Annotated in this window: 18 protein-coding genes; 1 reads left to right on the top strand and 17 read right to left on the bottom strand. The window is 67.5% G+C overall.

All coding sequences use genetic code 11. From position 1 onward, the window contains the following. Position 1 precedes the first annotated feature (1 nt). From tssE to tssB, 10 genes are all read right to left on the bottom strand, one after another. A complete protein-coding gene (tssE, locus tag ACERLL_RS05430) occupies positions 2 to 421 on the bottom strand; it encodes a type VI secretion system baseplate subunit TssE (RefSeq protein WP_373655049.1) in 420 nt (139 codons plus the stop codon). Positions 422 to 426: 5 nt separating this feature from the next. Continuing rightward, complete coding sequence (gene tssD, locus ACERLL_RS05425; protein ID WP_373655048.1) at positions 427 to 921, bottom strand: type VI secretion system tube protein TssD; 495 nt, start codon at positions 919 to 921, stop codon at positions 427 to 429. After that, complete coding sequence (gene tssC, locus ACERLL_RS05420; protein WP_373655047.1) at positions 921 to 2,651, bottom strand: type VI secretion system contractile sheath large subunit; 1,731 nt, start codon at positions 2,649 to 2,651, stop codon at positions 921 to 923. Before tssC (ACERLL_RS05420) ends, tssD (ACERLL_RS05425) begins: the two co-directional genes overlap by 1 nt. A 14-nt stretch (positions 2,652 to 2,665) precedes the next feature. Next, positions 2,666 to 6,142: a type VI secretion protein IcmF/TssM N-terminal domain-containing protein gene (locus tag ACERLL_RS05415; protein ID WP_373655046.1), complete on the bottom strand. Its 3,477-nt coding sequence runs from the start codon at positions 6,140 to 6,142 to the stop codon at positions 2,666 to 2,668. 70 nt (positions 6,143 to 6,212) lie between these two features. Beyond that, entirely contained in the window at positions 6,213 to 6,884 is a 672-nt protein-coding gene (locus ACERLL_RS05410; RefSeq protein WP_373655045.1) for a DotU family type IV/VI secretion system protein, read from the bottom strand. A 2-nt stretch (positions 6,885 to 6,886) separates the two neighbouring features. Next, the gene (tssK, locus tag ACERLL_RS05405; protein WP_373655044.1) at positions 6,887 to 8,281 is read right to left on the bottom strand and encodes a type VI secretion system baseplate subunit TssK; all 1,395 of its coding nucleotides are present in this window, start codon (positions 8,279 to 8,281) and stop codon (positions 6,887 to 6,889) included. Between the two features lie 46 nt (positions 8,282 to 8,327). Continuing rightward, a complete protein-coding gene (tssJ, locus tag ACERLL_RS05400; protein ID WP_373655043.1) occupies positions 8,328 to 9,068 on the bottom strand; it encodes a type VI secretion system lipoprotein TssJ in 741 nt (246 codons plus the stop codon). Further along, complete coding sequence (tssD, locus tag ACERLL_RS05395; RefSeq protein WP_373655042.1) at positions 9,068 to 9,586, bottom strand: type VI secretion system tube protein TssD; 519 nt, start codon at positions 9,584 to 9,586, stop codon at positions 9,068 to 9,070. Before tssD (ACERLL_RS05395) ends, tssJ begins: the two co-directional genes overlap by 1 nt. A 51-nt stretch (positions 9,587 to 9,637) precedes the next feature. Next, positions 9,638 to 11,092: a type VI secretion system contractile sheath large subunit gene (tssC, locus tag ACERLL_RS05390; protein WP_373655041.1), complete on the bottom strand. Its 1,455-nt coding sequence runs from the start codon at positions 11,090 to 11,092 to the stop codon at positions 9,638 to 9,640. A gap of 50 nt (positions 11,093 to 11,142) precedes the next feature. Beyond that, positions 11,143 to 11,631 (bottom strand): type VI secretion system contractile sheath small subunit, encoded by a 489-nt coding sequence (gene tssB / locus ACERLL_RS05385; protein WP_373655040.1) that lies wholly within the window; start codon positions 11,629 to 11,631, stop codon positions 11,143 to 11,145. 212 nt (positions 11,632 to 11,843) lie between these two features. On the opposite strand from tssB, the gene ACERLL_RS05380 reads away from it, so the two are divergent. After that, entirely contained in the window at positions 11,844 to 12,494 is a 651-nt protein-coding gene (locus ACERLL_RS05380; protein ID WP_373655039.1) for a LuxR C-terminal-related transcriptional regulator, read from the top strand. Between the two features lie 19 nt (positions 12,495 to 12,513). On the opposite strand, the gene ACERLL_RS05375 is transcribed toward ACERLL_RS05380, so the two are convergent. The 7 genes from ACERLL_RS05375 to ACERLL_RS05345 are packed head-to-tail and all read right to left on the bottom strand — an operon-like array spanning position 12,514 to position 23,895. After that, positions 12,514 to 12,846 (bottom strand): hypothetical protein, encoded by a 333-nt coding sequence (locus ACERLL_RS05375; RefSeq protein WP_373655038.1) that lies wholly within the window; start codon positions 12,844 to 12,846, stop codon positions 12,514 to 12,516. Between the two features lie 12 nt (positions 12,847 to 12,858). Continuing rightward, positions 12,859 to 13,251, bottom strand: coding sequence for a DUF4150 domain-containing protein (locus tag ACERLL_RS05370; RefSeq protein WP_373655037.1), 393 nt, complete (start codon positions 13,249 to 13,251; stop codon positions 12,859 to 12,861). A 19-nt stretch (positions 13,252 to 13,270) separates the two neighbouring features. Continuing rightward, on the bottom strand, positions 13,271 to 13,924 hold the full coding sequence (locus ACERLL_RS05365) for a DUF3540 domain-containing protein (protein WP_373655036.1): 654 nt from the start codon (positions 13,922 to 13,924) through the stop codon (positions 13,271 to 13,273). Positions 13,925 to 13,949: 25 nt separating this feature from the next. Beyond that, positions 13,950 to 15,026, bottom strand: coding sequence for a pentapeptide repeat-containing protein (locus ACERLL_RS05360; protein WP_373655035.1), 1,077 nt, complete (start codon positions 15,024 to 15,026; stop codon positions 13,950 to 13,952). Continuing rightward, positions 15,023 to 17,830, bottom strand: a complete 2,808-nt coding sequence (locus tag ACERLL_RS05355; protein WP_373655034.1) for a DUF2169 family type VI secretion system accessory protein — start codon at positions 17,828 to 17,830, stop codon at positions 15,023 to 15,025. The genes ACERLL_RS05360 and ACERLL_RS05355 overlap by 4 nt, the downstream gene beginning before the upstream one ends. Positions 17,831 to 17,884: 54 nt before the next feature. Further along, positions 17,885 to 20,923, bottom strand: coding sequence for a type VI secretion system Vgr family protein (locus ACERLL_RS05350; RefSeq protein WP_373655033.1), 3,039 nt, complete (start codon positions 20,921 to 20,923; stop codon positions 17,885 to 17,887). Between the two features lie 23 nt (positions 20,924 to 20,946). Then, the gene (locus ACERLL_RS05345) at positions 20,947 to 23,895 is read right to left on the bottom strand and encodes a type VI secretion system Vgr family protein (RefSeq protein ID WP_373655032.1); all 2,949 of its coding nucleotides are present in this window, start codon (positions 23,893 to 23,895) and stop codon (positions 20,947 to 20,949) included. Positions 23,896 to 23,938 lie beyond the last annotated feature (43 nt).

Genomic DNA, 23,938 nt, shown 5'->3' with positions numbered 1-23,938 from the left:
GTTATACCGTTTGGTCGTGGAAAGCCCCGTGGGGCTGCATTTGCGTGCGCATCCGGAAAGGAACCGACCGGCCGTCCACCTCCAGCGTGCCGGTAATCCGGAACATCAGCCCCAGCAGGTCCGGATCGGCGCCGCCGAACTCCACGGATACGCCCACCAGGCGCGGCTCGTACCGTTCCAGGTATGCGCGGATGGCCGCTGCCAGCGCCTCGCCCTCGGGCGCGCTCACGCTACCCGCCAGGTGCGACCAGTCCGGGACCCCCATTTCCGGGTCGGTAGCCACCGTGCCCCGCCGGGTGTTCAGGAGGCGTCCGAGGTGCGCAGTAACCGAGCGGCGCAGGCCGTGCTCCGGATCGGGCCGCCCCCAGGCCGCCGGCAGCTCCGACTCGGTCAGTCGCTCGAACAGGCGTTTCTCCCGCATGGCCGCTACCCCCCCTCTCCGCTCCGCCAGGTGTCCTCGAACTCCACCTCGCCGCCGGGACCCCAGCTCCAGATGATCTTTTCGTAGGCGAAGGAAACGGCCTCCATGTGCCAGGCGTGGTCCGAATGCGGGTCGAAGGTTTCGGGCATCCAGGGCTGCATGCGGGTGATGCGGCCGTTCTCCAGCCGTACCGTGTAGAGCACCTCCTCCTGGCCCGAGGCGTTGAAGTGGTACCAGGTGAACAGCGCCTCCGCCAGCGGCTCCTCCTCCAGCAGCGCCTGATACAGCCGGGGGGTGGCCCGGTCGAGCCATTTCTTGATCCGGACCTGGCCATGCACCGGCTTGCCGTAGGGCACCCCGGAGCCCCGTCGCGGCGGGATCTCCACCACGTGCTCGAAGGCCAGGACCTCGACCTGGCCCTCCCGGTCGGTAACCGTGCTGGAGCCCTCGATGGCCCCCTGGCTCTGGCCGCTCAGGCTGAGGAAGACGGGTGTGGGCATTAGCGCGGCCCCAGGGAGGAGTGGAGGGTCAGGGCGAACCGGGAGCTCAGGTACTTCAGGTGCGGCACCAGGCGGAGGGTCATATCGAACCGGCCGTCGGCCCCGGCGCCGTCGGCCACCTCCACCCGGGCCTCGCGAAAGGGACGGCGGGCGCGCACCCCTTCGCTGGGATTCTCCACGTCGGAAACATAGCCGCTCAGCCAGCTGTTCAGCTCGGACTGCACCTCCACCGGGCTCTTGAGGGTGCCCAGATTGTCGCGCTGGATAACCTTCAGGAAATGCCCGACCCGGCAGACCAGGAACTGATACGGCAGCTGGGCCGCCACCTGCTCGTCCATGCCTTCCCCTTCGGCGCCCGGCGCCCGCCCGCGCCGGGCGCCCCAGGCCAGGGAGGGGGCGGCGTGCACCACCACCTGGCCGGGCACTTCCCGGCTGGCGCTCAGCGGGATAAACCCCAGTTCCGCGAGATCGCGCTCCCGGGTCTCCGAGATCTGCACCGGGGTGGCCATGCCCGTGTCCATCCAGTCCAGGTCCCGCCCGGGGGCCAGCCCCCGAACCGCCCCCCCGGGCTCGCCGGCAATGTCGCTGCACAGTCGATATCGCTCGAAGCTCTCCAGCAGATTGGCGCCGAAGGCGAAGGCGGCGCTGCCCGTCAAAGGCCCGTGATCCGCGGTGGCCCTGCCCTCCCGGTAGGCCACGAGCGGGATGTCGTCCCGGAGGTAGTCATACCGGCCGCGCAGCACGATCTCCGGAAAGCCGAGCCCCAGGAACCGGGCTTCCGGACTGGCCGCGAGATCGCGCCAGGCGCGGCCCACGGCGCCGGCATGGGCTTCCCGCAGGTCCGGGATCTCGGCCACCTCGGCCGCTTCCACCGCACCGAGCACGGCGCATCCCGCCTGACCGATCACCGGGCACTGGCAGGCGGCCCCGACCCGGGCGAGGCTCCGCAGCAGCCCGGCATCCTCGCTACCGGGCCCGAAGGCATAGGTGGTGATCAGCGCACCGAAGGGCACGCCCCCGTATTGGCCGAGCTCGCGGACGTACATGCGATCGAAGAGGACCGATTCAGCCAGCTCCGGCTGGCCCCGGAAATCCTCGTGCAGGGTCTCCCGGTCCATGTCCAGGAGCACCACCTGGGCATTACTCTCCGGGTGGATATGCCCCAGGAGGAAATGGACCCCCAGCCAGTTGGCCTCCAGGGTCCGGAATTCGGGATGGTGCAGGATCCGGTCGAGCTGACGCTCCAGCCGGCCGGAGAGCTCGGCGAAGGCGACCCGGCGGTCACCGCCCGCCGCGCGCAGCACCTCCTCCCGGAGGGCCGTCTTCCGCGCTTCCTCGCCCTCCGTCGCGGGCCCGTCCTCCCCGGCCAAGCCCGCCAGCACTTCCCACGCCGCGCGCAGCTGGGGCACGCCCTCCAGCAGGCCGCGGGGCGTGAAGCCGGCAGCCCCGTCGATGGGGACCTCCAGCGCCTCGGTCTCCTCTCCCGTGCCTCCCAGGCAGTTCTCCACGGTCAGCTGCAGGCGGATGCCGCGCGCGCGAAGCACCTCTTCGAAATTGGCCGGGTTCACGGCCACCGGCTCGCGCTCGCCCGCCGGAGTCCTGCGGTCGCCGAAATCCCCCAGCACCAGCAGGCGAAACGGCAGCTCGCGGCCCGAGCCCCCCTCGCGCAGGGACTGGAAGGTGAGCGCCAACGGATCCCAGGGGGTTTGCTGCAGGAAGAGATCGGCCACGGATGTTCCCCCGTTCAGGCCTGCGACCAGCAGCCGACGATATTGGTGGGCGGGGTCAGGGTCGCCTTGTCCTGCGAAGCCAGCGCCGCCTTGTGTCCGTCCATCCGGAACCGCACCTGTAGGTACTTCACGCCCATGTCACGCAGTTCCTTGCGGTGCTCCGGGAAGTCCGCCGGCGTGAAGCGATGAGCGCCGGAACGGAAGGTTTTCAGGAGTTCGAGGAAGCCCTTGGGGCCCTCGAAACGGTGCTCCACGCGCAAGCCGTTGATTTGCATTGCGATCAGGGCGTCCCCGCAGTCGGGGCTCCACTTGAAGGTCTTCTCTGCGGGGAAGTTGTAGTTGACCAGCCGCTGGGTTGCGGTGGGACATTGCAGCTCCGTCACCGTCTTCCCGGGTGGGTAGGCGGCGCCGGAATTGGCGTCCGTGGGCAGGGCCTGGAGCTTGACCTTATAGGCGTCCCGGCGGGCCTGGGAGGTATCCCAGCCGCGCGACAGGAAAGCCAGGAACTCCTCGCGGAAGGGGATCTTCAGACCCTCGGCCTTCACCGGAACGTAGCCCGCGCGGTACTGCTTCTTTACGAAGGGCGCCAGCTCACCGTCCAGAAACTTCCATAGCTCCCCGCCCTCGCCGTAGATCATCTTCGGCAGCTTGTACTCCGGCACCCCCTCCAGGGCCGCCAGGAACCGGTCCGTCCACCGCTGCTGGAGGACGCAGCCGGCCTCCCGCTTCATGAAGCGCTTGGCCAGGGTGACCGGGCCGTTATAGATCTTCCAGAACGCCCGATTATCCCGGTTGGGAAGCCCGGCGAACTGCTGCATCTCCTTCACCGCCGAGACCGCCTGGGACAGCGGTCCCTTCCCCTGGCCCACGGCATGCGGATCGTTGAAGTACCCTTTCATGGCCTTGAGGGACACCGAGCGTACCTCCGCGTTGACCACGATCTCCTTCATGGCCTTGCGGTACTTGTCCAGGAGCTTTCCCGCCTCCTCCAGGGCCTTCACCCGGTCGCTGGGGCCCTCCGACCCGCCCTTGTCCAGCTTCCGCTGGGTCTTCATGGCCTTCTTGCCGGTCTTCGCCAGCTTCTTGGCCCCGAGCTTCTTCATCACCTTCAGGCCCAGCTTGCTCAGGACCTTGGAATTGCCGCCCCCGCTCTCCTGCGCGGGCGCGAAGGTGCTGACGTCCTGGTAGTAGGTCACCAGCCGGGCCCAGGCCGGGGGTGCCTCGTTTCCCAGGACGGGCGCGAGCTGCGCGTTCATGCGGTCGAGAAGCTGGAAGTACTTGTTGCGCGGCGTGGCCAGATTCTGGAGGGAGAAGATCCATTCCTCCCGGGTCTGGAGGGTCCGGGCGCCCTGCTGAAAGTCGGCGGCGAACCGTCGCCAGGCAGCCAGATAGCGCTCCCGATAGCTGCCGCGGAAACGCTTCACCAGCTGGCGGATCACCTCCGAATCCGGGGCCACATCCTCCAGCTGGCCGAGGAAGCCCTGGATCCGCTCGCGGCCCGCCAGGGTGAAGGCCGGGGGCACCCCGATCCCGCCGGGCGCGCGCCCGGAGCCCTGCCAGAAATCCTTCAGGCCCACCCCCTGCTCCGGCAGCATGCTGTTGGCCCAGGACACCACCCAGTCCAGGTTGTCCGACTCCTCCCGGAGCAGGCCCAGCAGCATCTCCTGGAGCCGGTCCCGCTCGCTCATCAGGACCTCCCGGTCCTGGATCCAGGCCACCCGGGTGCGGTAGAGATCGTTGAATTGAGCCACCCGCTCCGCGGACATCTCCTCGGGGAAGAACAGCGCCGGCCGCGCAAAGGGCTCGGGCAGCCCCCCGAGACCCCTCTCCCCCATGCCGTCCAGGCGTGCGTTGAGCACGTTCAGGCGAAATACCAGGCTCAGCAGGAAATCCGATAGACCGGGCTCGCTGTCGCTGCCGGCCCCGCTACCGGGGCTCAGCGCCTCCATCTCTGCATTGAAGCGCTTGTCCACGGGCTCCAGGAGATCGGAGCGGAAGCGGGCCGTGAAGATGTTCTTGAGCTTGCCCACCGTGGGCGCCGGGCCCAGCGCGTTGTGCCAGGGAATCCACGTGGCGGCGGTCTCCACCTGCAGCTCGCGGGCCATGCTCCGCATCTTCATGAGCACCCCCACCCGCTCGGAGAGGGTCCCGGGCCGGACGAGCTCACCGGAATAGCGCTGCTGCAGACCTTCCAGGGAAGCCTTGTGGGTGTAGTAGCTGACGCCCATGCCCACGAAGGCGACGGTAGCGACCAGGGTGAGCACGGCGGCCCAGGCGCGCTGGTACCGGCCGCGGGAGCGCTGAGCGGAGGCCAGGTCCCGGACCGCGTCGCGGTCGCCGGGCAGGATCTCCGTGAAGAACTGGTGGGAGAAAACGCCCGTACCGGCCACGTCCCGGTCCGCCTCCTCGCGCTCCTCGCAGTCGGGACCGGCGAAATAGAGGCCGCGTATGAGCGGGGTCTCCTGGTAGACGTCCGCCTGGAAAAGGCCGTCCAGGAAGCCGCGCAGCGGGCGGCCGAGCTCCTGCAGCCGGCTGGGGAACCGGACCAGCTCCGGGGAGGCCTGCCCCTGGTGGAGCGCTGGCATCATCAGGTCCTTGACGCGCTCGCCGATGCTGCGCACCGCGTCCAGGGCGAACTGCCGGGGATCGGACTGATCGCTGCAGCCATAGCCCATGGCCTGGAAACGCTCCTCCCGGGGCACCGTCCGCACCCATTCGGCGAAGCCTTCCAGGCGGTCGGACTGGGTAACCAGAACGTATACGGGCACCCGGACCCCCAGCCGCTCCATGGCCTCGTCCACCCGCTTCCGGTTCTGCTGGCCCTCCTCGAACAGCTCCTCCAGATCCGCCTCCACCAGACGCTGGGCGGAGACGGTAACCACCACGCCGTTGATGGGCTCCCGGGAGCGGTAGCGGCCGAGGCCCTGGAGCAGCCGGCGCCACTCCGTGCTCGGACCGGGCTTCTCCTTCTCGTAATACTCCCCGGGCGTGTCCATGACGATGGCCTGGTGATATAGCCACCAATCGCAGCTCCTGCCGCCGGAGCTGAAGGCGCTCTGGTCCAGGGAGGGAATCGGTAGCCGGGCCTGGTGCAGGACGGAGGTCTTGCCGCTTGCCGGCCGCCCCAATAGCAGATACCAGGGCAGGACATACAGGGGATCGCCCTTGCGACGAAGATCGCTTTTCCGCAGGAAACGGACCACGGAGCGGAACCGCTCCGGAAGCGGTGAGCCGGCACCGCTCTCCCCCGGCGCTTCGCCACTCCCCTCCGGTTCCGCAACGTTCACCAGCCGCTCCGTGCGGCGCTTGGCCCGCTGCCTCCGGATGAGCTTCCGCACTCCGAGGAAGAGGAGCCACAGCGCCAGCAGGACCCCGGCGAGCTGTAGGCCCGCAAGCGGGGAATAGCCCAGCATCACGGCACCGGCCACGGCCAGCGCGGCGATGGCGACCCAGATGCCGGTTATGAGTAGAAATTTCAGAAATTTCTTCACGGTACGCACCGCTTCCTACGGAATGTCCCAAGATCGGATCCCGGGCCCGGAGGCTCCGGAACCCCGGCGGCTAGACCGTCCTGAGCAGCGATTCGGCCGTTTGAACCAGGTCCATACGGAAGAAAATATAGGCGCCGATCAGCAACAGCAGGGGGATGCCCACATACACGGGAAGCCACGAGGCGGAGGCATGGACCCCGGGGCTGTCCATGGGGGCCGGATCGGCCCCGGGGAACAGCCGATCCCCGTCCTCGGTCCCGCTTTCCGTCCGCCTGGCCAGGGACTCGAATAGCCCGGAGCGCAGCTCGGCGAGCTTGGCCTTCCCCCCCGAGTATTCGTACCGCCCCGTGAAGCCCAGGCTCAGGCAGTAGAAGTAGACTTCCCGGATGTCGTTCTCGGCGGGGTTGAAGGGGTTGAGGGCATCCAGGCGCGCAAACAGCTCCTCGCCGGCATTCGCCGTGCCGAAATGGGCCCGCTGCAAGGGGGACCGGGCCCATTGCTCCTGACCGGGCCAATCGGCGCTCAGGAGCACCTCGTCGATGAACGCCACCACGGCGAATTTGGCCGCCTCGAACTGCTCGGGGCTGAACTTGCCCCCCGAGCAGGTGGCCGAGGCCTCCGCGAGGAGCTGCTCCACCTGGCTGCGGACTTCGTCGTAGCCCGGGCCTGCGCCAGCCTCGAGCCCATTCCTCGTCTCCAGCGCGAACCCGAGCAGGTCGGCGAAGCAGTCGGTAAGTCGCATGGTCAGCCCCTCACTACCAGCAGCTCGATGCTCAGGTCCGCGGGCGCCTCATCCCAGAGCAGGTCCAGCTCGCCGCGCCGCTCCACGGCGGACCAAGCCTCGCCGCCGCGGTCCACCCGGAAATAGGTGGCGTTGGGCCGGTAGGGAAGCCCCTCGGGGCGGACCTGGACGTGCTGGAGGCCGACCCCCGGAAGGGCCCGTCGGGCGAAGAGCTCCACCTCGTCGCCGGCGCCGAGCTTGGCGAAGCGCAGGAACGGCTCCAGGTGGTCCTCGAAGTCTTCTTCGGTGCGCAGCACCAGGTACAGCGTGTTGCGGCGGTCCAGGAAATCCTCGGGGATGTCGCCGTGGAAGCGCCCCTCCCCAACGGGCTCGAAGTGGATCAGCTCCTCGGGGCCCACGGTGATCTCATTCATCGCCCGCTGGAGGATCCGTATGGCCGCCGAGAAGGAGGCGCCGGGGTCAGCGTGGGAATAGACCGGCAGGCCGTCGCTCCGGTCCGGACTGGCCCCGGTTACGTCCACCTGGGTGGAGTAGATGCTCAGCTCCCCTACCAGCTGGCGGAGGGTCCGGTAAGCCTCCCAGGGGTGAACCGCGGGCTCTTCCAGATAGTGCACGAGCGTCGGAACATGGCGTCCGAAGGCCTGCAGGGCGAGCAGATAGCGCATATAGCGGGGACTGGAATCGGAGCTGACCGCGTCGCTGGAGACTTTGTAGGCCTCCAGCTGGTGCGCCCGGCCCACGAGGTCGTCACGCACCCCCCGCAAGAGCCGCATCAGGCCCGCCGAGGCGCCGATACTGAGGCAGGGCGGCGAGAACGCGGGGTCCACCCGGATCATATCGCCGTCCGAGATCAGCTGGGCCAGCGGAATCAGGTGATAGCGCCCCTCTCCGCCTTCCTCCTGGACCTCCGTATCCCAGAGGATCCGGAGGACGTGGTCCAGGGTCTGCACTTCGCCGCGTGGACCCTCCTGGTACAGGTCCGGCATGCCGTCGGTGTTCTCCGCCGCGGCGACGAAGCGGGTCCCGCCGCCCTGCCCGTCGCTTCCCACGGCCACGTTGGCGTCCGCCGCCGAGAGCTTGGGGAGGCCGAGGAAGACCCGGAAGGGCCGGTTCCGGTCCGTCCACGCCTGCTCGAAGCTCCGCGATTCCAGGACCGCGCTCTCCGGATGGAACACATGGGTGCCGTCCTGGAAGAGGAAGTTGCCCGAATGAACCTCGAATACGCCGTTCTCCAGGGCCTCCTCGTTCACCTCCAGGGCCCCGACCCCCCACAGATGCGGGGCCAGCTGGCGATGAAGGTCATAGGACAGCTGCCGGGCCCGCATGTCCCCGTACTGGAGGTGCTGCGGCTGTAGGAACAGGCCCTGTTGCCAAAAAATCGGTTTCCGAAAGTTCAATCTTGACGCTCCGGTGTGCGGCCGCGTGTGAGAACAGGTTTCCGGGCTAGTGGGCGCGCACCTCCACCCCGTCTATGGCGGTGGAGCCCAGCTTCACCCAGCCCTTGAGATGGGCCGGACGGGGACGGGGCGGCGGACCCGTGAAGGGCACGTAGGGTCGGACGGCACCCACCGCCTTCTGGAACAGGCTTTTGCGATCGTGCATGGGCGGAATGGGGATAAGCCGCGTGACCTTCCCGGCATCCAGGTCGTAGTAGCCGGCCACGATCCCCAGGAATCGGGCCTGCTCCGCCCGGTCCAGGGTCAGGGCCTGCCCTTCCCCCGGGTAGAGGGTCACGGTCTCCCTGGAGAGCACCGCTCCCAGCTCTTCGTCGGTGAGCAGGCGGCCCAGCCCCGTGGGCGTGCCGCGAAGCTCGTTGAACTTGGCCGGCTTGGCCAGCTGGATCAACGTAACCCGCAGGGAGTGAGACCGGCCGCGGTACGCGTTCAGGGTCTCGGCACCCTCCAGATGGAAGGCCAGCGCCTTGTCCTCGTACACCCAGTCCCCCTGGGGAACGACGGCCTTGTTCTTGTCTCCCTTCCAGGCGGCGGGGAGCCGCCATTTCTCCCGTCCGTCATTCCAGACGGGGTACTCGCCCCCTTCCGCCCGAAGACCGGGCTCCGGGCCGATCAGCCCGGTCCATTTGGGCTGCGGGGAAGCACAGCCCCCGAGGGCCAGAGCAGCGAGCCCCAGACAGAAAGCCGCTGCCGGACCCGCCAGCCTCCTTGCTGGAGACTGGTCGGCCATCACTCACCGGACCAGGTGTCGCTCGCGTTGGTGGAGCCCACCTCGTGCACCCAGTCGATGCCGCCGTAGAGGAAAGTCACCACCTCGTAGGGCATGAAGTCGTCGTTGCGCGGATCCAGCAGGTTGGGCGAAGTGGTCTCGATGCTGACGATCTTCGCCTTCTCCAGGGTGATGGTGTAGTAGTGCTGCGGCTCGCCCTCCCCGCCGGCGTCGGAGGGCCGGAAGAATTCCAGCTCACAGTCCAGCTTGGTGGGGTTCACGAGCTTGGCGTGAAGCAGCGGCGAGCTCTTGTCGATCAGCTTGGTGATGGTGAGGTACTCGTGCCGCCGATTGCCCACCACGCCACCCGTCTTGCGGTCCGTGGGCAGGGACAGGCGCTGCTGGAAGCCGAGCACGTAGATCTTGTCCTCGTGCTGGGCCTTGCTGAACGCACCGATGCTGTCCTCGCTGGAAGCGCCCTCGCTGAGAGTCTCGCCTTCCTCCGTAGCTTCCACCGTCATAAAGATGTCATGGGGCATCTCACTTCTCCTTATTCATTCCCGGATCACTCGTGGGGCAGGGCTCCCCCCTTACACCCGCTCCAGCATGCCGCTGAGGGACAAGGTGAAGTTGACCCCCATGAATTTGAAATGCGGCGTCACATCCATGGAAACCTTGTACCAGCCGCCCTCGCCGGCCACCTCGTCGACCTTGATATTGGCCCGGCGCAGGGGCCGCTGGCTGCGCGTGGCCGGCGCGGGATTCTCCTGGTCGGCCACGTACTGGCGGAGCCAGCGATTGAGCTCGTTCTCCAGCTCCGCCCGCCCCTTCCAGCTGCCGAGATTCTCCCGCTGCAGCACCTTCAGGTAATGGGCGAGCCGGCTGACGATGAACAGGTAGGGCAGCTGCGTGCCGAGGCGGTAGTTGAGCTCGGCCTGCTTGCTCTCCTCGTCGGCGCCGAAGTATTTGGGCTTCTGCACGGAGTTGGCGGAGAAGAAGGCCGCGTTGTCGCTTCCCTTGCGCAGGGTCAGCGGGATGAAGCCCAGTTCGGAGAGCTCGAACTCCTGCCGATCGGAGATGGGCACCTCCACGGGGCCGAACAGCAGCTCCTGGCCCTCCTTCACCACCGTGTCCACCGGCATGTCCTTCATGGCGCCGCCGGAGGTGGGCCCGATGATGTTGGGGCACCAGCGGTAATTGGCGAAGCTCTCGGTCACCCGGGTGGCGAAGGCGTACGAGGCGCTCCCCCAGAGGTAGTTCTCGTTGTGCCCCTCGGTGGCCTCCGAGTAATTGAAGCGCCGGATGGGGCTGTCCTCCCCATAGGGGGTGCGGAGCATGAACCGCGGCAGGGTCAGACCGATGTTGTTGGCGTCCGGCGAGTTCCGGAGGGTGTTCCACTTGGCGTAGCGGGGCCCCTCGAAAATGGACTCCAGGTCCTTGAGCTGCGGAAGCTCCTCGAAGCTCTCCAAGCGAAAGAACTCCTCACCAGCGTTGCCGATGAAGGGAGCGTGGAGCATGGTGCCGAGGCTGCCCAGCTCCTGCAGGAGGCGGATGTCCGCGCCGGCGGGCGTGAAGCTGTAGTCACCGACCATCACGCCGACGGGCTCGCCGCCGAACTGCCCGAAGCCGTTGGTGTAGGCATGGCGGTAGAGCCCGGAGCTGGTGTTCTCCCCGGCCTCCTCGAAGTCCTCCAGGAGATCCTGCTTGGAGGCGTTCATCACCTCGATCCGGATGTTCTCCTTGAAGTCCGTGCGGTCCACGAGGAAGCGGAGGCCGCGCCAGGTGCTCTCCATCTCCTGGAAATCGGGATGATGGAGGATCTCGTCCATCTGGGCCCCCAGCCGGCGGTCCAGCTCGTCGATCATTTCGTCCAGCACCCGCTTGTCGACGCGCTCCTCCTCCACCTCGCCGCCGAGCAAACGCAGCAGCAGGGCCTGCACCCCCTCGCGGGCGAGCTGGTAGCCCTCCTCGTCCGGGGCGAAGCGTGTCTGGTCCAGAATCTGCCCCACCAGGGGCATCTCCGCGGTATCCGTCCCTTCGGCCATTCCATGCACCTCGCAAAAAAACCGCGGCTACGGGCCGCGGCCTTTCGTGGTTACTTGATGCCCAGCTCACTCTCCAGCTGGGAACGGGTCTCTTCGTCCTGCAGGAGGCGCTGGATGGTGCGGCGGACCTCCGGGATGTTCCCAATGGGCCCCTTCAGGGCCTTGAGGGCCTCGCGCACCGCCAGCGTCTTCTGCATCTCCGGGACCGCTTCGAGGATCCGATCGGGGTGGAAGTCCGCCAGCTCCTTGGGGTTCAGCTTCACCTCCACCTCTTTTTGTCCCTGCTCGGTGAGCCGGTTGGGGACGGAGAAGGAGAGCTCCAGGTCCATGCTCTCCATGACCTCGTCGAAATTGTCCGGGCCCACCTGGACCGGCTCCCGCTCCTCGATGGAGCGGTCGTCGGCCCGCTTGGTGAAATCCCCCAGGACCAGCGCCCTCAAGGGCAGCTCCACCCGCTCCGTGGCTTCGCCGGTAGCCGGCTTGTAGACGATATTCACCCGTTCCTTCGGGGCGACGGATCCCTGCGTTGGCTTCGCCATGACCTAACTCCTGTTGCCGGCTGGCACCGGGCGCCGCGGCGATTAACAGTTCGATAACGGAACCATGTTTATACTTAGCCTCGAAAATCGGCGGGGATCAGGCCCCTCCGTCCGGTTTTTGAACCTTACGCATTGGGTCCCCCCCAGTAAATATGAACTTCCATCTATGCAGGGCCTGCTATTTCCATCCGTCTGTGAAGTCGGGGGATATGATGAAAATACTATTAGTGGACGACCATCTGCTGTTCCGGGAGGGGATGCGCCATCTTCTCCTGGATTTGGAGGAGCGTCCGGAAATTCTCGAGGCTTCGAGCTGCGAGGAGGCGCTGGAGTATATTGCCCTGCATCCGGACATCGACATCGGCCTGCTGGCCCCGGATCTGCCCTGCGGCGACAACGACCAGGCGCTGCGGTATCTGGCGGGCGCCGCCCCGACCATTCCGTGGCTGGGGATCTGCGGCGCCGAGGACCAGGCCTTGATGACGCGGATGTTCGAGGCCGGCGCGCGCGGCTACGTCCCCAAGACATCCAGCCGGAGACAGATGATCCAGGCCATCGAGCAGGTGCATGCGGGCGGCTTCTATTCGCCGCCGGCCCTGGCCGGCCCCGTGCTGCTCGGAGAGCTGGCCGAGGAGGAGGCCCCGCGGACCAGGGAAGAGGCCCAGCACCTCCTGAGCCCGCGTCAGCGCGAGGTCCTCAACTTGGTGGCGCGCGGCCTCCCCAACCGGCTGATCGCCGATGAGCTGGGGGTGGCGGAAGGCACCATCCGCATCCACGTCAGCGCCATCCTGAAGGCCATGAAAGTACGGACCCGGGGCGAGGCGGTCTTCCTGGCCCTGCAGAAGGGATGGGTAGCCTCCTGAGCGGCGCCCTTCGCGCCGCTCAGGTACCGTAGCCGCCCGTTCCGGAGCCCTGACCCTGCGCCTGCTGCTGGGCCTGGAGGCTCTGCTGCAGCTGTAGCTGGGCTTCGTGGAGGGCCTGCTGCAGCTTCTGCTGCAGGTGGTAAGCATTGGGGATCGAAAGGACGATGCGGTTGCCGATGGTCACGTGGCCGGGCATGCCGCGATGGTGGTTGGCGAGCTCCAGCACCACGTCCCCCCGCCCCACGAACACCTCGAAGGCATCCCGGTACACGTAATCCAGGTCCGGGGGCACGTGCACCTGAACACCCCCGTCCTGCTCCTCCTGCTGCGCTTCTTCGGACTTTTCCGCCAATACGGGCTCCTGTCAGGCGAGAATGAGGGATTTGAACTGTCCGGGCACGAGCGTGAGGCCGAAGGCCCCGGGCGACAGGCCGTCCTGGCCGGTGTTGTCGAGCATCCGGGTAGCCGGCAGGCCGCCCGAGAACACCTTGGTGCTGCACCGGAAGTGGCGGTAGGGACCCATGAACATGCCGGATATCGGGTTGAGCCAGACGCCCCCCTGGTCCCCCATGCTGATTGTCCCCATGGTCATCATGTTATGCAGCGGCATGCCCAGATTGAGGAGCTTGAACTGCGAGGGCACGGCCGTGGCCGACATGGCGATGTTGGGATAGGGCACGGGAACCGCGAAGGGCGGCGTCAGGCATACGTCCGGGATCGCGAAGTTCATGCCGGGCATCTGCGTATTCTGGAACATGGCCGCTCCTTGGGGCCCTTCAGCCCATGTGGATGTGCTCGCCGTCGATGCTCAGGTCCTTGCTGGTGCGCAGGACGCCCCAGCGGGCCCGCAGGTTGAGCTGCTCGCGCACGGTCTGGACGAGGCTGCCCACGTGCAGCGTCTCCACCTGCTCCACCTGACGCACCACCGCTTCGGCGCGCTGGAAGACCCGACCGATTACCGTATTGCTGCGCTTGGCGGTCACGCTCACCTCTGTGGCCTGCGCCTGGAGGGCACCACCACGCGCCGACAGATGCTCGGCGTAGACGTCCATCTCCCGGGACAGCATGCGGGTCCGCTGGGCCGTCACCCGCGCCTCCGAGCCCGTGAGGTCCACCTCCCGGTCCGAAGTGAGGCGCAGGTCGCCGTTGGGCGCCTGCATATCCACGTTCCCCGGGAAGCTCAGGCGCGTGTCCTGGGCGCCCTGGCGCTCCAGAACCGCGAGGATGTAGGCCGCGCCGGCCAGCTCCGCCACCAGGACGCGGTCGCCCCACCGGGGCTCCACCAGGCAGCTGAAGGCCTTTTCGGCCCGAATCTTTCCGGTATCCAGCGCCACGCTCCAGCCGCCCTGCGCGGCGGATTCCACCACCCCGGCCCGCAGCTCCTGTGCGGGCGGTACCTGCGTTCCTTCCACGGTGCTTCCTTCTTGCATGGCCGGTGCCTCCGATCGACCCATTTCAGCCCTTTCCCGCCGGACGGAAATCCTCCGCCTCGGCGCGCTTTTCGTCGGTCTCCTTCGCCTGGTCCCGCGAGGAGCCGTCCCAGATGGTCTTTTCCTCCCGAATGCGATGCAGCTTCGCCTGGTAGAGCTCCGCGCGGCTCAGGTCGGCGCCCGTGAGGTCGGCCTGGGACAGGTCCGCGTAGCGGAGCCGGGCGCCGACGAAGCCCGCCTCGGGACAGCGGGCCTCGCGCAGCATGGCCATCTCCAGGTCCGCCCCCGCGAGCTCGGCTCCGGCAAGGTTCGCGCCGATCAGCAGGGCCTGCTGGAGGCCGGCACCCCGCAGGCTGGCCCGGGAAAGATCCGCTTCGAGGAACATGGCATACCGGGTAACCGTCCGGTCGAAGCGCGCGCCGGTCAGCTCCGCCCCCTTGAACCCGCACTGTCCCAGATCCAGTCCGCTGAAATCCGCGCCGGGCAGGGAGGCCTCCAGGAACTGGCAGTCCGAAAGCGCCATATCGCGGAAGTCATAGTCCTCCAGGGCCAGGTCCTGGAAAGTGCCGCGCTCGATGGCGGCCCCGGACAGGCGCAGCCCCCGCATCCCCGTGCTGGCGGCCAGGTTGGGCTCCACGAGCCGGGCGCCGGAGAGGTCAACGTCGTCCAGGCGGCAACCGGCCAGGACCATCTTCTCCGCCCGGATTCCCGTGAAGCGCGCCCCGGTAAGGTCTCCGCCGCCGAGCACGCCGTTGTCCATGCAGGCCTCCGTCCAGACGCTTCCGGCGCCCTCCGTTTCCGCCAGCACCAGGGACTCCGCAGCGCAGCCGGAGCAGTCCGCCTCCCCGATGGTGCCCTGCATGAGCTTGGTTCGGCTCAGGTCCGCCCCCCGCAGATCGGCGCCGGTGAAATCGCAGTCCATGAACAGGGACTCCCGCAGATCGGCGCCGCGCAGCACCGCGCCCCGGAAGGCGGTGCTGTAGAAGATGCCCCCCTGGAGCTGCGCGCCGGCCAGCTCCACGCCGGAGAAATCCCGGCTTTCGATGACGGGATGCTCGCCCTCCCGCCCCTGGATGCGCGCCTCCAGCTCCCGGCGATTCATTGGTCCGGCACCCAGTCCTGCAGGATGGTGCCCGCGAGATTGGCGCCCGCCGTCTCCGTGGCCCCCATGGTGATGTAATAGAGGTTGGCGCCGTAGAGGCTGGCGCCGGACAGATCCGTGCCCCGCAGGGTGGCCTCCTGCAGCCAGGCCTCCATGAAATCGGCCCCCCGGGCGCTGCAGCGGTCCAGGTTGGCGCGGTGGAGCATGGCCTGCCGCAGCCGCGCCCGGTCCAGGCGGGCCCCTTCGAGCCGGGCCCCGCCGAAATCCGCTTGGTCCAGGAGCGCCTCGCCGAAATCCGCCCCGGTCAGATCCGCCTCCCGGAAACCGCCCATGCTGCAACCGGCCCCGGAGAAGTCCGCGCCGGGAAGTGCACAGCCGCCGAGGAAGCGGCCATTGGCCAGGGCGGCGCCGTGGAAGCTCGCTCCTTCGCCGCTGGCCTGGAGGAAATTGGCGCCCTCCAGGGTCGCGCGGTCGAAGCGGGTCCCCGCCAGCCCGCATTGCAGGAACTGACATCCCGCCAGATTGGCTTCGGTGAGGTTCACGGCGGCGAAATCCAGCTCCTGGAAAACCCCGCCGGCCAGATCGGCGCCGGTAAAGTCCGCGCCGCGCAGGACCACCTCCCGCATGGGCTCGGCCGGCTCCTTGAGCACGGCGTTGCGGAGTGTCGCCTCCACCAGGGAGGCCCGGGGCAGAAGCGCACCGGTGGCGTCGCAACCGGTCAGATTCGCCCGGTCCAGGCAGGCGCCGCCGAGGTTCGCCTCGCGCAGGCCGGCCCCCTCCAGATTGGCCCCCTCCAGGTTCGCGAACACGAGGATGGCCCGGTCCAATCGGGCACCCCGCAGATCGGCGCCGCGCAGGTCGGCGTGCTCCAGGAACGCCCCGCTGAAATCCGCCCCCGTCAAGGCGCACCCGGACAGATCCGTGAAGGCGAAATCCCCGCCGGCAGGCTGGATTCCCGCGGCCAGGTTCCGCTTCAGCCGCTCGACGATGGCCGCCTCCTCCCCCGGATGCGGCGAGGAGGCCGCCGACTGGTGATGGGCGGACTGCCGATAGCCCCCGATCGCCGCGTCGAGGGCCTTCCGCAGCTCCTCCTCCAGGGCGTCGAGGTGCTCCTTGGCCTTCACCAGCTCCTCGGCACCCAGGCCCAGGGCATGCAGATTGTGGATCCGGATCCGCAATTGCTCCCGTTGGGCGTCGTACTGCTCCCGGACGTGCCCGAAGCGGGGCAGCGGCGCCGCTTCCTCGCCGCGCAGGAGCCGGATCTGGCGCTCGATCCGCGCCAACGGCGCCTCCTGCTCCTGGGCGGGCAGACGACTCCGGATCTCTTCCTTCTGCGCCTCCAGCTTCTGGACGGCCCCCTCCAGCTGGTCGTCGGCCACCTGCTGGCCCAGCTCCATCAGCTCATCCAGGGCCGCGAGATCGAGCCGCGCGGGATCCACCGCCCCGGAGCCGTCCGCCTTCTTCGGCAGGGCCCGGTCCAGGATCTCCTGGACCTTGCCCTCCGAGAGCGGGGACACCTGCTCCGCGGCCTCTTCGGTTTGACCGTGGACCCCCTGAATGCGCACGCGGGGGGCGTCCGGGCTGGCCGCCAGCCGATCCTCCGCCCGCGCCTCGGCCTCCTTGACCTGCTGCTCCACCTCCTCCCGCTTGCGGTCCCCCAGGGCCTGCAGGTTCCCGGTTAGGGCCGATTCATCGGTATCGGGCTGCCGTTCCTGGAGCACCTCGAATTCCGTGGCGAACCCTTCCGGTATGAGGGGGCCGGTATCCAGCTGGTAGCGGAAGCTTTGCTCCGGGTCGCTCACCCCGCGGTAGAATTCCCGATAGTGCGCCTTGGAGCGCCGCGGCTCCGAGTCCGCCTCGTGGGCCACCAGGATCCCCAGCACATCGTCCTCGTCGCGCTCCACCCCTTCCAGCAGCCCCCGGTGCACCACCACGCCCATTTCCCGGTCCGGAAACAGCAGCACGGTGTCCAGCCTCGCCGGCAGCTCCACCAGCTCCTCGCCATTACCCCTTTCCCGCAGGACGAAGATCCGCGCCCGGATGCCGGGCAGCGCCGTTCGCAGCTCCCCGCGCTCCGGGTGCATATTGACGAGGCGGATCCGCTCGGCGCCCTGGAAATACCCGGGAAGCCACTGGTCCCGCGCCGCCTGCATGAAATACGACCAGTCCAGGTCGGGCGGGAAGCCGGGCATCCATTTCTCGATGTAGGTGCTGTCATAGGTTCCGGCCAGCTTGCGCCGTGACTCCCAGTCCACGCCGGTCTGGCCGAAGGCAACCGGCGTGGCGCCCGTCGCGCCGGGGGCCGACTCCTGGACGGCCAGGAGATTGGGAAGGGGCAGGTGGCGCTCGCCCTCCCCGCCGTAGACTTCCGCCGCGCCCTTGCCCACCGGGTTGTCCGCGAAGCCCTCGCCGCCGTAGGCGTGCGTGTATCCGAGGGGCATTTCCCGGAAGGGCGCCGGCCCCTCCAGGCCACCACCCCGCCGGAACCGATCCCCCCACACCTCCACCACCTTCCGGACCCCGGCCACCTCCGCCTCGGCCCGGCACTGCACCGCCTTTCCGCCCGGCGGGTGGCAGCTGCCCATCACCAGGAACTCTCCCTGCGGCTTGGGGTAGCCGGTGTCCACAGGCAGGTAGGCGCCGTCGTCCGCACCGGCCATGGCGGGCAGGAAATCGGTTTCCAGCAGGGGCCGATCCCCGCACAGGTCGAAGGGCCAGAGTGCGGAGACGGTCAGGAAGGTCCGGTCCTGCCACAGGAGGTTGCTCTTCAGCAGGGAGGCCCTGAGCGATTTTACGAAGCGCATGGCGCCCCGCCGGGCAAGCGCCCCGCTCCCCGCCGCACGTACCGGGTTGCCGGATCAGCTAGCAAGGTGGATCCCGCTGAAGGTTTTCAGATTGAATCCGGCGAGCTTCAGGTCCAGGTGGCCCTGCTCCGTGTCGATGGCCAGGAACGGGGTTCGCATCTTGAAGTGGCCGTTTTCCATGTACAGGTGGGCAGCATAGCCCGCGACCTCGAGCTCCCCGTTGGCGGCGTTCAGGTCGATCTCCAGGGCCTTCGCGGAAATATTCAGGGCCACCGCCGCGTTGAATTCCATCGCCAGCTTCGCGGCGACCTGGAGGTCCACCTCCAGGCCCGCGGAAGCGTGGACACTGATCTCGCTGGTGGCTCCGGCGAAAACGTTCAGCGTATTGGAATTGGCCGCGTAGATATTCGTCGAGCTCATGGACGACAGACTCATGTTGAGGCTCATGGAGGCCATGTTGCTCCACTCGAACCAGTCGTCCATGCCGCCCCAGCAGTAGCCCTTCTTGAAGTGGTAGGCCACGCCGTTGCCGTCCCACTTCTGCTCCTCGTAGTCCGTTCCTTCCTTCCAGGCCTGGCTGCGCAGGGTGCCTTCCTTGTCGTAGGCCAGCTCGTAGGAATGGCCCTGGCGGTGCTCCTCGCCCGCCCCCCGGTGGACGGCGATCACGTCCGCCTGGACGAAGTCGAACACCCCGCCCACCTTGGTGCCGGTCCCCGCTCCGCCGCCCGTGGCCTCCGGGTCCACGGTCTTGGAGATGGCCGCCTTCCCGCCGTCGAGGGCGATGTGCTTGCCGGTTACGTCGTTGCCGGGACCGGGCTCCGCCTGGAAATCGGGAAGATCCCCCTTGCTGATCTTCCCGGGGTCCTCGTTCACCCAATCCACGTTCAGGGGCCAGCTGCCCTCGACGGCGCCGAGCAGGGCCTCCTCGTAGCCGTTCCCCAGGGCGTAGTCGCCGTTGCCGCCGTAGTCGTACACGTTGCCGTCCACGGCCTTGATGGTGTCGTAGGCGCCCAGGTGCACGTTGGCGTGCCGCTTGACCTCGGCCCAGTCCTCGCCGGCGTTCATGGCCCCGCGGACGCCCGGACCGCCGTCCTTGCCACTTTCGAGGATGGACAGCCCCTCGAAATCCGCGATCAGGGAGGCCGCGGGCCAGCCCCCTCCGGCGGGGCCTTGCTTGTAGTGGGACTCGTTGGCCACATGCACCGTGAACGAGCGCCCATAGCGGAAATCCCGGTTGTCCGGACCTCCCCAGGTATAGCTGTCCCCCACCAGATGGCAGTAGAGATCGGCGTTCCTGCGGACGAACCGGTAGCGGACCTTGGTATCCCCGGATGCCGCGGTATAGGCGGCAGGGCTGTCGGTATAGCCCGTGGGCTGGACGGGCTCCGGATAGCCGTTCGCCCCGATGTCCCGGGCATCGTCGCCGTAGCAGGCCGAGCTCAGGCTGCCCGCGTGGTCCCGGGGCCGGAAGGGCTCGGTGTTGGGCGGCCGGCTCACCGCCCCGGAGCCGGCGTCCGCGTCATAGGCGGTGGTATTGACGTCGGAGGTGAACTTTCCGGAATCCCCCACCTGCGTCTGCCAGCTCGCCCAGAGCAGGGTGTCCATGCCCTTCTCTTCCTCCGAATCCGTGAACCGGATGGCCACCTCTCCGGGGGTCTGCAGCCAGTGCTTGGTGCGGTCCCCCTCCACCTGGCTGGCGGTCTGCTCGCGGTTGGTGGCCACGCCGGATATCACCGGCCGGTCCGGATCCCCCTCCAGGAAGGTCAGCAGCACCTCGGTCCCGGCCCGCAACCGGAAGTGCAGACCCTCCTCTCTACCGCCGTAAGGGGTGGCGGTCCGTACCCAGTGGGAGGCCTTGCCCGATGGCCGGTCTCCGCCTTTGCGGTCGAAGGGCAGGCGCACCTTGTAGCGCCCCTGGTCGTCCACGAAGGCATACTTGGCGTCCTCCTCCTCGGACTCCACCCATGCCGTCATGGCCCCGTGGAAGCGGGGCTTGTCGTGACTCCGCTCCGGGCGGTACTGGACGTCCCCGGGCACGGCCGTGAGACTGCATGCATAGGGCGGCTCCCCGGCCGGCTCCGACTCTACCACCAGCAGGCTCGGCTCGTGACCGCTGTGCTCCAGCTCCGTCACCAGGAATTCGCGATTGAAGCGCTCGCGGAAATGCCCCTCCAGGGCGAAGCGCGCCCCGGCCAGCAGCCCCACCGCGCTGCCCTCGCCGAAGAAGCGCCGGCGCCGGCACTGCAGCGCCTCGGCCCGCACGCGGCCGAGGCGCTCGCCTTCCTCCGGGTCCAGCACGCTGTCACCGTACTCATACACGGAGCCGCCGCTGCCCCCCGCCACCATGCCTTCACCGCGCGCCCCAACGGCGGGCTGGTCGGGGTTGTGGTCCTGCACCACCACATTCGCCGGCACCGGATTGTGGTGGGAAACCAGCGAGCGCAGGATACGCCCGTAGCCGTCCACCTCCTGCCCACGGTCGGGGGCGAAGGTAACCGCCGACTCGGGCACCCGGGGCTGACGGCCCCGATGGTCAGTGATCACCAGCTTCTCGTGGCTGCCTTCCGGATCGTGCTCGAAAAAGAAGCAGATTCCCTCCCGCTCGAGCAGCCGCACCAGGAAGTGGAACGGACTTTCCCCGAACTGGCAGCGGTAGGGCCATTGGCGGTAGTCCGTCTGGAGGTCGAGCTCGTAGTCCTCCCGGGTGAGACCCGCGTCCTCCTCCAGCAGGTCATGCACCGTTTCCGCCACGGTCTGGTGAAGGTAGACGCCGCTGGTGGGGCCCTGGTCGGCGCGCCACAGGCGCGGCACCAGGGTGACCCGATAGAGCGCGTCGGGGCCCGCCATCCCCAGCTCCTCGAACCCCCAGGCGATGCCGTGGACCACCCGCTGCTCGCCGCCCACGTTCATCTCCAGGGTCCAGGGCTTGTCCAGGACCTCCTCCGGCGCCAGATCGGGGTCCGCCGAGCGGAGCTCCACGCGGAACCGGTAGAGCCGCGATATGCCCTCGGTGCCGGAGAAGCGCACCACCTGAAGGGGCTCCCCGTCGAAGCGTCCTCGGCAATGGAAGCGATAGCTAACTTTTTCACTCATGCACAATGCTCAAACCAATTAACTCAAACTTTAATTTCCATGGCGGAGGGCATCTCTATATTTACCCCCAAGACCTTGATGGATCTCTCAAACATATTGGAATTCAGCTCCAGTCCCGGGGCCTTCAAATATACACCACCAGTGATCGCCTCCGTATCAATCTCCACCCCTGGCCCCTCCACTCCGATCTGCATATTTATAAGGTCGAGCGCGACATCCAGAGAGGCAACAAAAATATTTATATTCGCGGCGGCATTGAAATTTAGGTCCAAATTGACCGCTGCATTGGCTGTAAGCGAGAACCCGGCAGAGGCTTTTACGGTTATTTCACTCTCCGCACCCGCAAAGACATTCAAAGTATTGGAATTGGCCGCGTAGATATTCGTCGAGCTCATGGACGACAGGCTCATGTTGAGGCTCATGGAGGCCATGTTGCTCCACTCGAACCAGTCGTCCATGCCGCCCCAGCAGTAGCCCTTCTTGAAGTGGTAGGCCACGCCGTTGGGGTCCCACTTCTGCTCCTCGTAGTCCGTCCCTTCCTTCCAGGCCTGGCTACGCAGGGTCCCCCCGCCGTCGTAGGCCAGCTCGTAGCTGGATCCCTGGCGATGCTCCTCGCTCTTGCCGCGATGCACCTCGATCACGTCGGCCTGGGTATAGTCGAAGACCCCGCCCGCCTCCGACGGATCCACGGTCCTGGAGACCAGCGTCTTGCCGCCGTCCAGATTGAGGAATTTACCGTTGACGTCGTTCCCCGGACCGATGGTGCTTTGGAAGGCGGGCATTTCGGTTCCCGCCTTGCCCAGCCAATCCGCATTCAGCGGCCACTCCCCGGAGCCGTCCCGGGCCAACAGGGCCTCCTCGTAGCCGTTGCCCATGGCGTATTCCCAATAGCCGCCGAAATCGTAGACGCTGCCCTCCACATAGTTGATCTGGTCATAGGCGCCGAGATTCACGTTGGCCAGCTTCTTCACCTCCGCCCAGTCGGCATCCGTACCCAGATTGCGCTTGTCCACGATCCCGCCGGATTTGACGGACTGCCCCGCCAGCGTATCGATCAGGTACTCCGTGGGCGCCGCTTTTTCGTGGTTCCCCTCGCTGGCCACGCTAATCTGGTATTGCCGCCCGAACAGGAAGTCCCGGCTCTCGTTGTCCCCGTCTCCCCAGGTGAAGCTGTCCCCGACCTGGAAGTGGTACTCGTCGGCGTTGCGCCGCACGAAACGGTAACGGACCTTGGCGCCGCCGCCGTCCTGGGCCTCGAACTGCGCCGGGCTCTCCGTGTAATCCTGTGGACTCCAGGGATCCGACTTCTGGTCATCCTGGAGCCCGCCCTTATGATTGCGGGGCAGGAAGGGGTCGGTATTCGGCGGACGGGTCGGGTCGCTGGTCCGCCCGTCCGGCGAATAGGCCTGGGTATTGATATCGGAGGTGAACTTTCCGGAGTCCCCCACCTGGGTCTGCCAGCTCGCCCAGAGCAGGGTGTCCATGCCCTTTTCTTCCTCCGAATCCGTGAGCCGGATTCCCACTCCGCCCGGCGTCTGCAGCCAGTGCTTGGTGCGATCCGACTCCAGCAAACTGGCACTCTGGTCCCGGTTGGAGGAGACCCCCGAGATCACCGGCCGGTCCGGGTCCCCTTCCAGGAAGGTCAGCAGCACCTCGGTATTCGGCCGAAGCCGGAAGTGCAGGCCCTCCTCCTTGCCGCCGTACGGGGTGGCGGTCCGCACCCAGTGGGAGGCCTTGCCCGATGGCCGATCTCCCCCTTTACGGTCAAAGGGCAGGCGGATCTTGTACCGGCCCTGATCGTCGATGAAGGCGTACTTCTCGCTGCTTTCCTCCGACTCCACCCGCGCCGTCATGGACCCGTGGAAGCGGGGCTTGTCGTGACTCCGCTCCGGACGGAACTGGACATCCCCGGGCAGGGCCGTGAGGCTGCACGCGTAGGGCGGCTCCCCGGCCGGCTCCGAATCCGCCACCAGCAGGCTCGGCTCGTGGCCGCTGTGCTCCAGCTCGGTCACCAGGAATTCGCGATTGAAGCGCTCGCGGAAATGCCCCTCCAGGGCGAAGCGCGCCCCGGCCAGCAGCCCCACCGCGCTGCCCTCGCCGAAGAAGCGCCGGCGCCGGCACTGCAGCTCCTCGGTACGCACGCGCCCGAGGCGCTCGCCCTCTTCCGGATCCAGGATGCTGTCGCCGTATTCGTACACCACCTGGCCGCCCCCGCCTTCCACCTCACCTTCCCCCTGGGGATCCGCAGCGGGCTGATCGGGGTTGTGGTCCTGGACCACCACCTGCCCCGGGACGTGGTCATGGCGGGAAACGAAGGCGCGCAGCAGGCGTCCGAAGCCGTCCACCTCCTGCCCCCGGTCCGGGGCATAGGTCAACGGCTCTTCCGGGGCTTCGGGCTGACGGCCGCGGTGGTCGGTGACGACCAGCTTTTCGTGCTTGCCGTCGGGGGGATGCTCGAAGAAGAAATAGATCCCCTCCCGCTCCATCAGGCGAGCCAGGAACCTGAACGGTGTTTCACCGAACTGGCAGCGGTAGTCCCATTTGCGGTAATCCGTCTGCAGGTCGAGCTCGTAGTCCTCCGTGGTGAGTCCGGCATCCCCTTCGAGGACCTCCCGGATAATCTCCTCCACGGTCTGATCCAGGTATGCGCCGCTGGTGGGATTCCGGGTCGCCCGCCAAAGCCGCGGCACCAGAACCACCCGGTACAGCGCATCGGGACCCGCCTGCCCGAGCTCCTCGAAGCCCATGGCCAGCCCGTGGACCACCCGCTGCTCGCCACCCACGTTCATCTCCAGGGTCCAGGGCTTGTCCAGGACCTCCGCGGGGTCGACGTCGGGGTCCTCCCAGCGCAGCTCGACGACGAACCGGTACAGCCGGGAGATGCCCTCCGTGCCCGTGAACCGGACCACCTTGGGCGCTTCCCCCGAAAAGCTCCCCCGACAGCGGAAGCTGTAGCTCACCCCTTCGCTCATGGCGATCACCCCGCCGCTTTGGTCGATACACTCAAGGACGGAC

This window comes from Thiohalorhabdus sp. Cl-TMA (genome assembly GCF_041821045.1).
GTDB lineage: Bacteria > Pseudomonadota > Gammaproteobacteria > Thiohalorhabdales > Thiohalorhabdaceae > Thiohalorhabdus > Thiohalorhabdus methylotropha.
Note: the sequence above shows the minus strand (reverse complement) of the source record. Positions and strands in the feature narration are given on the sequence as shown.

What these genes read in the sequence shown, in the direction of transcription:
- ACERLL_RS05350 (WP_373655033.1), bottom strand. Translation starts at nt 20,923, where the DNA reads ATGAGTGAAAAAGTTAGCTATCGCTTCCATTGCCGAGGACGCTTCGAC.
- tssD (WP_373655042.1), bottom strand. Translation starts at nt 9,586, where the DNA reads ATGCCCCATGACATCTTTATGACGGTGGAAGCTACGGAGGAAGGCGAG.
- ACERLL_RS05380 (WP_373655039.1), top strand. Translation starts at nt 11,844, where the DNA reads ATGAAAATACTATTAGTGGACGACCATCTGCTGTTCCGGGAGGGGATG.
- ACERLL_RS05345 (WP_373655032.1), bottom strand. Translation starts at nt 23,895, where the DNA reads ATGAGCGAAGGGGTGAGCTACAGCTTCCGCTGTCGGGGGAGCTTTTCG.
- ACERLL_RS05360 (WP_373655035.1), bottom strand. Translation starts at nt 15,026, where the DNA reads ATGAATCGCCGGGAGCTGGAGGCGCGCATCCAGGGGCGGGAGGGCGAG.
- ACERLL_RS05370 (WP_373655037.1), bottom strand. Translation starts at nt 13,251, where the DNA reads ATGTTCCAGAATACGCAGATGCCCGGCATGAACTTCGCGATCCCGGAC.
- tssJ (WP_373655043.1), bottom strand. Translation starts at nt 9,068, where the DNA reads ATGGCCGACCAGTCTCCAGCAAGGAGGCTGGCGGGTCCGGCAGCGGCT.
- tssE (WP_373655049.1), bottom strand. Translation starts at nt 421, where the DNA reads ATGCGGGAGAAACGCCTGTTCGAGCGACTGACCGAGTCGGAGCTGCCG.
- tssC (WP_373655041.1), bottom strand. Translation starts at nt 11,092, where the DNA reads ATGGCCGAAGGGACGGATACCGCGGAGATGCCCCTGGTGGGGCAGATT.
- tssD (WP_373655048.1), bottom strand. Translation starts at nt 921, where the DNA reads ATGCCCACACCCGTCTTCCTCAGCCTGAGCGGCCAGAGCCAGGGGGCC.
- tssB (WP_373655040.1), bottom strand. Translation starts at nt 11,631, where the DNA reads ATGGCGAAGCCAACGCAGGGATCCGTCGCCCCGAAGGAACGGGTGAAT.
- ACERLL_RS05410 (WP_373655045.1), bottom strand. Translation starts at nt 6,884, where the DNA reads ATGCGACTTACCGACTGCTTCGCCGACCTGCTCGGGTTCGCGCTGGAG.
- ACERLL_RS05355 (WP_373655034.1), bottom strand. Translation starts at nt 17,830, where the DNA reads ATGCGCTTCGTAAAATCGCTCAGGGCCTCCCTGCTGAAGAGCAACCTC.
- ACERLL_RS05365 (WP_373655036.1), bottom strand. Translation starts at nt 13,924, where the DNA reads ATGCAAGAAGGAAGCACCGTGGAAGGAACGCAGGTACCGCCCGCACAG.